At 41.2% G+C, this 12,024-nt stretch carries 11 protein-coding genes; 8 read left to right on the top strand and 3 right to left on the bottom strand.

Features of this window, described 5'->3' with window-relative positions:
* The first annotated feature begins 22 nt into the window (after positions 1 to 22).
* Together HMPREF1519_RS05615 and HMPREF1519_RS05620 are read left to right on the top strand one after the other, a co-directional pair.
* The gene (locus tag HMPREF1519_RS05615; protein WP_022496012.1) at positions 23 to 1,090 is read left to right on the top strand and encodes an MmcQ/YjbR family DNA-binding protein; all 1,068 of its coding nucleotides are present in this window, start codon (positions 23 to 25) and stop codon (positions 1,088 to 1,090) included.
* A 12-nt stretch (positions 1,091 to 1,102) separates the two neighbouring features.
* Positions 1,103 to 2,218 (top strand): glycerate kinase, encoded by a 1,116-nt coding sequence (locus tag HMPREF1519_RS05620; protein ID WP_037611432.1) that lies wholly within the window; start codon positions 1,103 to 1,105, stop codon positions 2,216 to 2,218.
* 39 nt (positions 2,219 to 2,257) lie between these two features.
* Here HMPREF1519_RS05620 and HMPREF1519_RS05625 read toward each other — a convergent pair whose 3' ends face one another.
* Positions 2,258 to 2,713: a YueI family protein gene (locus HMPREF1519_RS05625; protein ID WP_002885945.1), complete on the bottom strand. Its 456-nt coding sequence runs from the start codon at positions 2,711 to 2,713 to the stop codon at positions 2,258 to 2,260.
* 206 nt (positions 2,714 to 2,919) lie between these two features.
* Here HMPREF1519_RS05625 and eno point away from each other — a divergent pair, with 206 nt between their 5' ends.
* Positions 2,920 to 4,224, top strand: a complete 1,305-nt coding sequence (eno, locus tag HMPREF1519_RS05630) for a surface-displayed alpha-enolase (RefSeq protein ID WP_002886048.1) — start codon at positions 2,920 to 2,922, stop codon at positions 4,222 to 4,224.
* Positions 4,225 to 4,376: 152 nt separating this feature from the next.
* Here the strand turns inward: eno and HMPREF1519_RS05635 are convergent, their stop codons facing one another.
* Both HMPREF1519_RS05635 and HMPREF1519_RS05640 read right to left on the bottom strand, forming a co-directional pair.
* The gene (locus HMPREF1519_RS05635) at positions 4,377 to 4,562 is read right to left on the bottom strand and encodes a hypothetical protein (RefSeq protein WP_002886071.1); all 186 of its coding nucleotides are present in this window, start codon (positions 4,560 to 4,562) and stop codon (positions 4,377 to 4,379) included.
* Positions 4,563 to 4,736: 174 nt separating this feature from the next.
* Positions 4,737 to 6,923, bottom strand: a complete 2,187-nt coding sequence (locus HMPREF1519_RS05640; protein ID WP_037611433.1) for an LTA synthase family protein — start codon at positions 6,921 to 6,923, stop codon at positions 4,737 to 4,739.
* Between the two features lie 161 nt (positions 6,924 to 7,084).
* Here HMPREF1519_RS05640 and HMPREF1519_RS05645 point away from each other — a divergent pair, with 161 nt between their 5' ends.
* The 5 genes from HMPREF1519_RS05645 to aroC are packed head-to-tail and all read left to right on the top strand — an operon-like array spanning position 7,085 to position 12,016.
* On the top strand, positions 7,085 to 8,248 hold the full coding sequence (locus HMPREF1519_RS05645) for a class I SAM-dependent rRNA methyltransferase (RefSeq protein WP_037611434.1): 1,164 nt from the start codon (positions 7,085 to 7,087) through the stop codon (positions 8,246 to 8,248).
* The gene (gene aroD / locus HMPREF1519_RS05650) at positions 8,245 to 8,922 is read left to right on the top strand and encodes a type I 3-dehydroquinate dehydratase (protein WP_022496015.1); all 678 of its coding nucleotides are present in this window, start codon (positions 8,245 to 8,247) and stop codon (positions 8,920 to 8,922) included. Before HMPREF1519_RS05645 ends, aroD begins: the two co-directional genes overlap by 4 nt.
* The gene (locus HMPREF1519_RS05655) at positions 8,912 to 9,769 is read left to right on the top strand and encodes a shikimate dehydrogenase (protein WP_002886122.1); all 858 of its coding nucleotides are present in this window, start codon (positions 8,912 to 8,914) and stop codon (positions 9,767 to 9,769) included. Before aroD ends, HMPREF1519_RS05655 begins: the two co-directional genes overlap by 11 nt.
* 12 nt (positions 9,770 to 9,781) lie before the next feature.
* The gene (gene aroB, locus HMPREF1519_RS05660) at positions 9,782 to 10,849 is read left to right on the top strand and encodes a 3-dehydroquinate synthase (RefSeq protein WP_013990891.1); all 1,068 of its coding nucleotides are present in this window, start codon (positions 9,782 to 9,784) and stop codon (positions 10,847 to 10,849) included.
* Positions 10,850 to 12,016, top strand: coding sequence for a chorismate synthase (aroC, locus tag HMPREF1519_RS05665; RefSeq protein WP_014634145.1), 1,167 nt, complete (start codon positions 10,850 to 10,852; stop codon positions 12,014 to 12,016). It abuts the gene before it with no gap.
* Positions 12,017 to 12,024: the final 8 nt, after the last annotated feature.

Here is a 12,024-nt window from a genome sequence, read left to right on the forward strand (position 1 = left end):
TTTTTAGAAAAAGGGAGAACCAATGACTTTTGAGGATGCTTATTTTAAAAAGAAAGTCCTAAAACCTGATAACCTAGAACCTTTTGGTTTTACAGCTACTGAGCAAGGTTACGAGTTCAGAAAACCACTGATAGCTGAAGAACTTGAAGCTCGATTGTTTATTGATTTAGAAGGTAAGTTGACGGGACAGGTTGTCGATAGTGATCTTGATGAGCCTTATGATATCTTCAGGAGTCCTCAGGCTACTGGAACTTACGTGGGTCAAGTCAGAGAGGCTTATGGAGAACTTCTGTCACAGGTAGCTGATTCTTGTTATGAAGATCAATTATTCTCATCTCCACAAGCTAATCGCCTGGCTAAATTTTTAGCTCAAGAATTTTCAGACCAAGCAGACCATCCTTTCGAGAAAGAACCAAGCTATCTATCTTTTAGAGTTGATGGTAAATGGTATGCCTTGTTTTTTCCTCTTAAGGGAGAAAAACTAGGGCTTGATGGAGAAAAGGCAGAATTAACATATGATGTGGTTAACCTCAAGGTTAATCCGACGCAAATGGATAAGCTCTTGAAAATGGATGGCGTTTTTCCTAGCTACCATATGTCCAAGAAGACCTGGGTTAGTCTTGTTTTAGATGAGACCTTGCCAGACCAGACTGTTTTTGAGCTTCTTAGTGAAAGTCGTTCCCTAGTGGCTCCCAAACATCTTAGAAAGGCTTCGGAGCCTCATTATTGGATTATCCCGGTAAATTTGAAATACTACGATATTGGGGATGAGTTTTCCGCAAATGAGGAGATTCTTTGGACACAGAAAGCTAGTATGCAAAAGGGAGATTTTGTGGCTATCTATATTACGGCACCTACCAAGGCCATCCGTTACGTCTGTCAGGTTTTAGAGGCAAATATCCCTAATCAAGGTTATCGTGAAGAGGAGAGTATTAAAGAGTTGATGCGGATTAAGCCCTTATACACTTTTAATGACACTGACTTTGATAGTGATAGACTAAAGAGTTTAGGTATTAAAACTGTTCGAGGTCCTCGACATATGACGGAAGAGTTAGTTCAGGCTTTATCCCCTTACCTAAAAGAAAAATAGAAGGAGGACATCATGCGAATTTTGATTGCACCTGATTCATTTAAGGAAAGTTTATCAGCCAAAGAGGTTGCTTTAGCTCTTAAATCGGGCTTTGAAAAGGCCTTGCCAGATGCGGAATTTGATCTCATTCCCATAGGTGATGGTGGCGAGGGCACCTTAGATGCTCTTGCTGAAAATCTAAATCTTGAGAAGAAAAGTATCAAGATTCCTCATGCCTATACAAGTGACGGAAGTGTTTCTTTTGCCAGCAATGGCCAGACTGCCATTTTTGAAATGGCTGCGATTTGTGGCTTGGAGCATATTCCTAAGGAGAAACGAAATCCTCTAGCTCTAACGACACAAGGCGTAGGTGAACTAATTGTTCATTTGGTTCAATCTGGCATCCGAGAGTTTATTATAGGCGTAGGTGGATCTGCTACCAATGATGGTGGTATTGGTATGGCATATGGATTGGGGTATCGTTTTTATGATTCTGAGGGACAGGAGCTTGAGCCAATAGGTGCTAATCTTGGTCTCATTAAGAAGGTATCCTCTAAAAATAAGCTTGATTTGTCTGGTGTCACCATTCGTCTGATTACTGATGTAGACAACCCCTTGTGTGGCCAACATGGAGCAACCTATATTTTTGGTGGACAAAAAGGCTTGTCTCCTTCACAATTTAAAAAAGTCGACCAAGATATGTCTCAATTCTACACTGACGTTGCTCCAGAAGTTTTAAAACTGGCTGGTTCAGGAGCAGGGGGAGGCATGGCTGCAGGCCTGGTGGCCTTTGCAGGTGCAGAAATTAAATCAGGGATTAGCTTTGTACTTGATTGTGTTGATTTTGACCAACGTGTGAAGTCTGCTGATTTGGTTATAGTAGGAGAAGGACGTATGGATAGCCAGTCCTTGTCTGGTAAGGCACCGGTCGGGGTAGCTAGGCGGACACCATCAGCTATTCCTGTCATTGCAATCTGTGGTAGTCTGAAGGATGACTTGCCTGATTTTCCAGTAGCAGGCATTTCAGCTGCTTTTCCCATTATTGGTCAAGTAGCAGACTTAGACCAAGTTTTAGCTGCTGCTAAGGAGAATCTCTATCGAACAGGACTCAATATTGGAAATCTCATCAAGCTCAATAAAACATTGTGATAATTGTGATATAAGAAAAAGCTGACGTAGCGTCAGCTTTTATTTTCCAAATAGTTTAGCGAAAAATCCCTTTTTTTCAGTGACAGGTTCAGTTTCTTTAGGAGCAAGGATATCAGGATAGAGCTCTGAAAATAACACTTTATCAAGGTTTTCTGCTTGATTACTATGTAGGATAAGACCGTATGGTGAATGGGCCTTGGCCTCGTCCACGATAGTAGCTGAAATGTTGAGTGCTTGAGCCGTTTTGATATAGGTAAATTGTATCTGGTCAGCTAACTTTGGCGATAGCTTGAGACTAAGATTCGGGTAAACGGCTTGTAAGTCTTTTAAAATCTGCGGAAAATGGTCAATTACAGTTTTCTTTTCAGCATTTTCCAATAGAACAGCTAGGACTACACGTTCCGCATAGGTTCCAAAATACTGACGAAGTTCATCGGGATTAAGGCGTTTTTCGCCACTAGCGCATTGGAGCACTTTGTTTTCAAGTGAAGTCATAGGAATCTCCTGTAAGTTTTCTACTAGCTATTATACAATATTTTGAATTCCTTTTCATTCGGGTCGTTTTCTGAGATTTTCAAAAACAATTGAAAATATTAAAAAATAGAAAATCGCTAGAAAATTCTGGTTTTAATTTGCTTAAGCCTTGATATTATGGTAATATATAGGTGTAAAAAATTTTAACTCATAAGGAGAGTATTGTAATGTCAATTATTACTGATGTTTACGCACGCGAAGTCCTTGACTCACGCGGTAACCCAACACTTGAAGTAGAAGTTTACACTGAATCTGGTGCATTCGGTCGCGGTATGGTTCCTTCAGGAGCTTCAACTGGTGAACACGAAGCAGTAGAACTTCGTGATGGTGACAAAGCTCGTTACGGTGGTCTTGGTACTCAAAAAGCAGTTGATAACGTAAACAACGTTATTGCTGAACACATCATCGGATTCGACGTACGTGATCAACAAGGTATTGACCGCGCAATGATCGCTCTTGACGGTACTCCAAACAAAGGTAAACTTGGTGCCAACGCTATTCTTGGTGTGTCTATCGCTGTAGCACGCGCAGCTGCTGACTACCTTGAAGTTCCACTTTACAGCTACCTTGGCGGATTCAACACTAAAGTTCTTCCAACTCCAATGATGAACATCATCAACGGTGGTTCTCACTCAGACGCTCCAATCGCTTTCCAAGAATTCATGATCGTACCTGCTGGTGCACCAACATTCAAAGAAGCTCTTCGTTGGGGTGCTGAAATCTTCCACGCACTTAAGAAAATCCTTAAAGAACGTGGACTTGAAACAGCCGTAGGTGACGAAGGTGGTTTCGCACCTCGTTTCGACGGAACTGAAGATGGTGTTGAAACTATCATCAAAGCTATCGAAGCTGCTGGATATGTACCAGGTAAAGACGTATTTATCGGATTTGACTGTGCATCATCTGAATTCTACGATGCAGAACGTAAAGTTTACGACTACACTAAATTTGAAGGTGAAGGCGCTGCTGTTCGTACTGCTGCAGAACAAATCGACTACCTTGAAGAATTGGTTAACAAATACCCAATCATCACTATCGAAGATGGTATGGACGAAAACGACTGGGACGGTTGGAAAGCTCTTACTGAACGTCTTGGTGGTAAAGTTCAATTGGTTGGTGACGACTTCTTCGTAACTAACACAGCTTACCTTGAAAAAGGTATTGCAGAACACGCTGCTAACTCAATCCTTATCAAAGTTAACCAAATCGGTACTTTGACTGAAACTTTCGACGCTATCGAAATGGCGAAAGAAGCTGGATACACAGCAGTAGTATCACACCGTTCAGGTGAAACTGAAGATTCAACAATCGCTGATATCGCAGTTGCAACTAACGCTGGTCAAATCAAGACAGGTTCATTGTCACGTACTGACCGTATCGCTAAATACAACCAATTGCTTCGTATCGAAGACCAACTTGGTGAAGTTGCAGAATACCGTGGTTTGAAATCATTCTACAACTTGAAAAAATAATTCTATAGTCATATAGAATAAAAAGAGGTTCCTTAGGGAATCTCTTTTTTTGCTTGTTCTAAAGAACTTTTGACTAAGCTAGGCACCGTCTCTAAATAGGACTTCTAGACATAAAAAGCCCCCGCAATCCTATTGATTGCGGGGATTTCGTCTTAGAATAGGCCTTTAATCTTGTCTAAAGCTCCACTGACCATTTCGTTACCTGAAACAAGAGATTTAGCTTGGTCGAAGTACTCGCCCAAATCATCTTTGTTTTCATCGACAAACTTTTTAGCAGCTTCGAAATCTTTCTTTTCGATCATTTCTTTTACTTGGTTAAATAATTCCATTGGATTCATATCTGTTCTCCTTTATAAGTTTTCTTACAAATCCTATTTAATCACGCTTATAGCAAACTAGCAAGAAATATGTTTGAGAGTAACTAGTGAGAAGAGAATTACAATTTTTCAGGCAAGTGGTTTTGAAACTTGTTTAATCTAAAAAAGCAGTCCATAGAGGACTGCCTTTTGGGGTTATTGTTGTTCCGTTGAAGAACTGCTTGGCTCTGATTCACCCGAACTTGAGCTAGAGCTTGATTCGGATTCTACAGGATGTAGCTCCTTGTAAGATGGGGTCTTGAATAGATCAGCTGTTGATTTATTGCCTTTTTGCTTGTAGAGGCTAGTTGATTTATCTTTCAGCTTTTTATTGATTTCTTTTAGTTGATCCATCTGTTTAGTGTAGGAAATCTTGCTAGAATCAACAGGTTTCAAACCATTTGGCGTATAGAAACGAAGGAGGTCACCTGTTTGAACAGCGTCACTCATTGAAAGCTGAGTGGCTACTGCCTTACGAATGGCTTCGTTATCCTTTTTAGTCGTTTCATCAGGGTTGGTAATTTCTTCCCCTGTTTGAGTATTATAGAGTCGACCAGAATAGCTAGTGTATTGAGGAGTAACATATTGACCTGAGGTTCTAAATGCGACAATTTGCTTGTTATCAGGAGATAGGAGGTCTTGTCCCATCTGGATATAAGAGCTAGTGTCAACACCAAGAATGTGAAGGAGAGTTGGAAGGGCATCGACCTCACCGCCAAAGGTGTTAGAGATGCCACCACCAGTATATCCTGGAATATGAATCATGTAAGGAACACGTTGAAGCATGGCCTTATCATAGTTTGACCAAGTTTCAGGGTTCTTACCGAGAAGTTCAGCAAGATTGCTGCTTCGTGTATCTGAGATACCATAGTGGTCACCGTACATGACAATAATTGAGTTGTCGTAAAGACCGGTTTCCTTAAGGTAATCAAAGAAGTCTTTGATTGCTGAGTCAAGATAGTTAGCTGTTGCAAAATATCCGTTGACTGTCTCATCTTTTGTTTCAGCGAGTGGGAAACCTTGTTCCTTTTCATCGCCTGAGAGTGAAGTGTATGGGTAGTGGTTAGATACTGTAAGGTATTTAACGTAGAAAGGTTGTTGCATTTGTTCCAGATATTTGATGGAATCTGGGAACATGTACTTGTCATTTAGACCATACTGGAATGAGTTTTCATCAGTTTTTTCAGTGAAGGCTGATGAGTCAAAGAAGTAATTATAACCCCATTGTTTATAGGTGTTATTACGATTCCAGAAGGATCCAGTGTTTCCGTGGAAAACAGCTGACGTATAGCCACCTGTTTGAGCTAGGATAGATGGTGCAGCATAGGCTGTATTGGTACCACCATAGTTTACCATGTATGAGCCTGTGCTTAGTCCAAAGAGAGACGTTTCCATCAAGGTTTCAGCATCAGAAGTTTTCCCTGATTTAACTTGGTGGAAGAAGTTTGAAAAGGCTAGCGTCTCGTTTGAGTGGTAAATGGAATTGATGAATGGTGTAACCTCATATTCTTGACCGTCTACTTTGAGCTTGTAGTCAATAAGGAACTGTTGGAAGCTTTCCAAGTGAATAACGATGATGTTTCTTCCTTTAGCAATTCCGTAATACTTAGGATCAGGTGCCGCGTAGTGCTCCTTAACGTAAGCCTCAACCTTTTTCATATCCTCAGCTGTTGCTGATGAACGAGCCTGTGAGGCCTGATAAGTTAAGTTACCAGAATAGGCTGTGAAGAAGGGAATCCCCATAGCACGAACAATATAGTTATTTGAGAAACCACGTGTCAACAACTCGCCACGGTTAACTTCCGCTAAGAAGAGGTTAACTGAGAGAAGGAGTGTCGACAGTGCAGTGACGGCAAAACTAGCTCGTTTGTTAAATGGCTTGCTGTCCATCTTAAGCTTCTTCCTGAAACCAGCATAGATGAAGAAAGGTACATCAATCAGGTAGAAGAGATAGCTTGGCTCAAGAAGGTTCTTGGCGGAGTCTCCTAGTCCTGCTGCCGAACTAGAACTTGCTAGGATGGTATTTACAGTGATGAAGTCTGTAAACTCTCCAAAGTAAATCACATTAGCAATAAGTAAGAGGTTAAGGATGACATAGATAGCAATGGTAATGCTATAAAAGAAACGTCGTTTCTTAAAGTATAGTCCTAAACCTAGAAGCATTAATCCTAGTGGAATAGGGTTAATCAGCGAAAGCATAACCTGATATCTGCTTTCCAACTCAAGATTAATGTTGACGTAATAAGCGAATATGGTTTTTAGCCAGTAAAAGAAGAGTAACAAGAGGATAAATCCAAGTCTTGATGAAACTCCTTTCCAAAAGGCTTCATTAATTTTTTTCAAAGTAATACTTCCTTTGATTCTATATTATCTTAATCATTATACCAAATAAGATAATGACTCTCAAAAATTTACTGCCATTGAGTGTGATATTCCTTGACATATAATTGATAAAATCTAGTTACGAAACAGAAATAATAGCATTTTTTTGGTATAATAGTAACATGAGTATATTGACGGTAAGTCCCTTTGCGGAGAAAAAAATCAAACAAGGAAAACAGCTTCTTTTAGCAGAAGATTTTCCAAATATCACTGAAAATAATCAGTTGGTTTACCTTTATAGCCAGTCCAAAGATTTTTTAGGAACGGGCTATTTGTCAAGTCAAAATAAGGGGATAGGATGGTTTCTGTCCCCTAATAAAGAAAAATTGACAGTGACTTATTTTCAAGGACTTTTTGAAAAGGCTAAGGCCAAACGTCAATCCTATTATGATAATGAGTTGACGACAGCTTTTCGTCTTTTCAACCAAGATGGTGACGATTTTGGTGGACTCACAATTGATTTATATGGGGATTATGCCCTCTTTTCATGGTACAATGCCTTTGTTTATTCCTTGAAGGATGTTATTGTAGAGGCTTTCCAAACGGTCTTTCCTGAGGTCTTGGGAGGCTATGAGAAAATCCGCTTCAAGGGTCTTGATTTCGAATCAGACCATCTTTTTGGGCAGGAGGCGGCTGATACCTTCACCATTTTAGAAAATGGGGTCTCTTATGAAGTTTTCCTCAATGATGGGCTAATGACGGGAATTTTCCTTGATCAGCATGAAGTGCGTGATGGTTTAGTTAATGGCCTAGCTTTGGGTAAATCAGTTTTGAATATGTTCTCCTATACGGCAGCTTTTTCAGTTGCTGCGGCTATGGGTGGAGCGGTTGAAACGACATCAGTTGATTTGGCTAAGCGTTCACGTGAATTATCGACGGCTCATTTTGAAGCTAATGGTTTCAGTATGGACAATCATCGCTTGGTCGTGATGGATGTCTTCGATTATTTCAAATATGCAAAGAAAAAAGGCTTATCTTATGACCTTATCGTCATCGATCCGCCAAGCTTTGCTCGAAATAAGAAACGCACTTTCTCAGCAAATAAGGATTACCACAAGTTAATTGCACAGAGTCTTGATATTTTATCAGAGCATGGGACAATCATCGCAAGTACCAATGCTGCTAATATGACCGTGCAACAGTTTAAAAAACAACTCCGTAAGGGCTTGGGAGATGTTTCAGCGGACTTCGTTAACCTGCAACAATTACCAGCGGATTTTACCGTCAATCCTAATGATCCAACATCAAATTATTTGAAAGTATACACAATAAAGGTAAATAAATGAAAATTGTAGTTCCGATTATGCCAACTAGTTTAGAGGAGGCACAAGAGCTTGAACTGTCTCGTTTTGAGGGGGCAGACATTATAGAATGGCGTGCAGATTTTTTAGATAAGGATAGTATCTTAACGGTTGCTCCAGCTATTTTCGAGAAATTCGCAGGCTTTGAGATTGTCTTTACCATCCGTACAACGCGTGAGGGTGGCAAGCTTGAGTTAACGGATGCGGAATATGTCGCACTAATTGAGGATGTCGCTGCTATCTACTCGCCAGATTATATTGATTTTGAGTATTTCACTCGTAAGGCTGTCTTTGACCAAATGCTGGATTTTTCAAACTTGGTTTTGTCTTATCATAACTTTGAGGAGACACCTGAAAACCTCATGGAGCTTTTGTCAGAAATGACAAACCTAACGCCGAGAGTGGTTAAGGTGGCGGTTATGCCTAAGCATGAGCAGGATGTTATTGACCTTATGAACTTCACACGTGGTTTCAAGGCCTATAATCCTGAACAAGAGTTTGTAACCATGTCAATGGGGAAACTAGGTCGTTTGTCACGTTTTGCGGGAGATTTGGTGGGGTCATCATGGACCTTTGCTAGTCTTGACAATGCTAGTGCACCGGGGCAAGTTGGTCTTGCAGATATGCGTAGAATTAGGGAGATTTTAGATGCAGATTGATGGACACACACGCCTAGCAGCTGTTGTCGCCAATCCCATCAAGCACTCTATTTCGCCATTTATTCATAATTCGGCCTTCGAAAAGACACAAGTTAATGGTGTTTATGTGGCCTGGGAGATTCCAGAGTCAGACCTAGCCGAGACAGTTGAAAATATTAGACGTTACAACATGTTCGGTATCAACTTGTCCATGCCATATAAGGAAGCAGTCATTCCTTTTTTGGATGAAATTAGTCCTGCAGCTCAACTGATTGGTGCCGTTAATACAGTTGTTAATCGTGATGGTCATTTGATTGGTCATAATACGGACGGTTTTGGCTTCTTTGCTAGTCTAAAGGACTTTAGCCCTAGAGACGCTCATCTGATGATTTTGGGTGCTGGTGGTGCCGCTAAAGCTATTGTGACGCAGGCAGTTCTTGATGGTGCAAAAAAAGTCAGTGTCTATGTTCGCCCTCAGTCATTGGATAAGGCAAAAGAGAGCTTTAAGTCCTTACTTGAACAGGCAACTTGCCACTTGGAGTTTCATGCTTTAAATGATTTTGAGTATTTTCAAGAGGAACTAGGCCAGGCTGATTTATTGGTGAATGCGACCAGTGTTGGGATGGATGGCGAATCCTTGCCCATTCCTACAGACACAAAATTTCCTAAGGGACTCTTGGTAGCTGATATCATTTATCAGCCTTTTGAAACACCTTTCTTGGCCTTGGCTAGAAAACAGGGAATCGAGGCTGTAAATGGACTTGGCATGTTGCTTCATCAAGCAGCAGGTGCCTTTAAATTGTGGACCGGCAAGGACATGCCAACAGACGCCATTTGGCAGGAATTAGAAAATATTTACAATAGCTAGGAGGGGACGACTATGAAACTAGAGGTAAATTTAACACATAACCCTTATGACATTATTATTGAAAAAGGAGCCCTTAAGACCGTCGGTCAATGGGTGAAGTCACTTTGGGAACCACAAAAGATTGCACTCATCACAGACAATCATGTGGGAGCTCTATATGCAGAAAAAGTTAAGCTTAGCTTGGAGCACGAAGGTTTTGAGGTAGTCGTTTTTGATTTCCTGGAAGGTGAAGCAAGTAAAAACCTTAAAACTGTTAATAAGGCTTATGAGTTTTTGATTAAGAATGGCATGACTCGTAGTGATGGTATCCTTGCTCTTGGTGGTGGCGTTGTTGGTGATTTAGCAGGCTTTGTCGCTTCGACCTATATGCGTGGCATTCACTTTGTTCAGGTTCCAACTAGTCTAACTGCCCAAGTGGATTCATCTATTGGTGGTAAGACAGGTGTGAACACACCATTTGCTAAAAATATCGTGGGAACTTTTGCTCAGCCTGATGGGGTTTTGATTGATCCTAATGTCCTTGAGACACTTGGTAAACGCGAATTGATTGAAGGTATGGGTGAGGTTGTCAAATATGGTTTGATTGACGATCCTGAGCTTTGGCACTTGCTTGAAAGCATTGATGGTTCAGTTCACAGTATCCTAGAAAACTCAGAAACCATCATTTATCGTTCATGTAATGTTAAGCGTAAAATTGTGGTTGAAGACGAGTTCGAAGGTGGTGTTCGTATGTATCTAAACTTTGGTCATACGATTGGACATGCTGTTGAACAAACAGCTGGTTACGGAAAAGTCATGCATGGTGAAGCTGTGGCTATCGGAATGGTTCAGATTTCACGTGTTGCTGAGGAAAAAGGCCTCATGCCTAAGGGTATCACACGTCAAATCGCTGAGATGTGTGTTAAATTTGGCTTGCCGGTGGATTATGAGCCATGGCGTGTTGAGGAGCTTTACACAGCTCTCACACATGACAAAAAAGCTCGTGGTAATAGCATTAAGACAGTTATTGTTCCAGAGATTGGTAAGGCAGCTATCAATCAGATTCCTTTAGTTGAAATGAAAGAGTACTTGGAGAAATAAATGAGATATTTAACAGCAGGTGAGTCTCACGGCCCACGTTTAACAGCAATTATCGAAGGCGTTCCAGCTGGTCTTCCCTTGACGGCTGAAGATATCAATGGTGATTTGAAACGCCGCCAAGGTGGTTATGGTCGTGGTGGCCGTATGAAAATTGAATCTGATAAGGTTGAAATTACTTCTGGTGTTCGTCATGGGAAAACAACAGGGGCTCCAATCACCCTTCATGTTATCAACAAGGACCATCAAAAATGGTTGGATATCATGGCTGTGGAAGACATTGAGGATCGTTTGAAAACCAAACGTAAAATCACTCACCCACGTCCAGGACATGCTGACTTGGTTGGTGGAATGAAATACCGTTTTGATGATTTGCGTAATTCTTTGGAGCGTTCTAGTGCGCGTGAAACAACCATGCGTGTGGCAGTAGGTGCTGTCGCTAAACGTATCTTGGCTGAGCTTGATATTGAGATTGCCAACCATGTGGTTGTCTTTGGTGGTAAGGAAATTGATGTTCCTGAGAATTTGACAGTCGCTCAAATCAAGGAATTGGCTCAACAGTCAGAAATTTCAGTTGTTAACCAAGAACGTGAACAAGAAATTAAAGATTACATTGACCAAATCAAAAAAGAAGGGGACACAATCGGTGGTGTTGTTGAAACTGTCGTTGGAGGCGTCCCTGTTGGCCTTGGTTCTTATGTCCAATGGGATACCAAACTTGATGCTAAGATTGCTCAAGCAGTTGTGTCTATCAATGCCTTCAAGGGTGTGGAATTTGGTCTTGGTTTCAAGGATGGCTACCTCAAGGGCTCTCAAGTAATGGACGAGATTCTCTGGAATGAAGAGGATGGCTATACGCGTCGCACTAACAACCTTGGTGGTTTTGAAGGTGGTATGACCAACGGGCAACCGATTGTGGTCCGTGGGGTTATGAAACCTATTCCAACCCTATACAAGCCATTGATGTCAGTAGATATCGAAACACATGAACCATACAAGGCAACAGTCGAGCGTTCAGATCCAACGGCCTTGCCTGCAGCGGGTGTCGTTATGGAATCCGTAGTCGCTACAGTCGTAGCCAATGAAATCTTGGACAAATTCTCTTCTGACAACATGGAAGAATTGAAAGAAGCGGTAGCACGTCACCGTGCCTATGTGAAAAACTTTTAAGCAGCATC

It is taken from the genome of Streptococcus sp. SR4 (assembly GCF_000517725.1).
GTDB lineage: Bacteria > Bacillota > Bacilli > Lactobacillales > Streptococcaceae > Streptococcus > Streptococcus salivarius_F.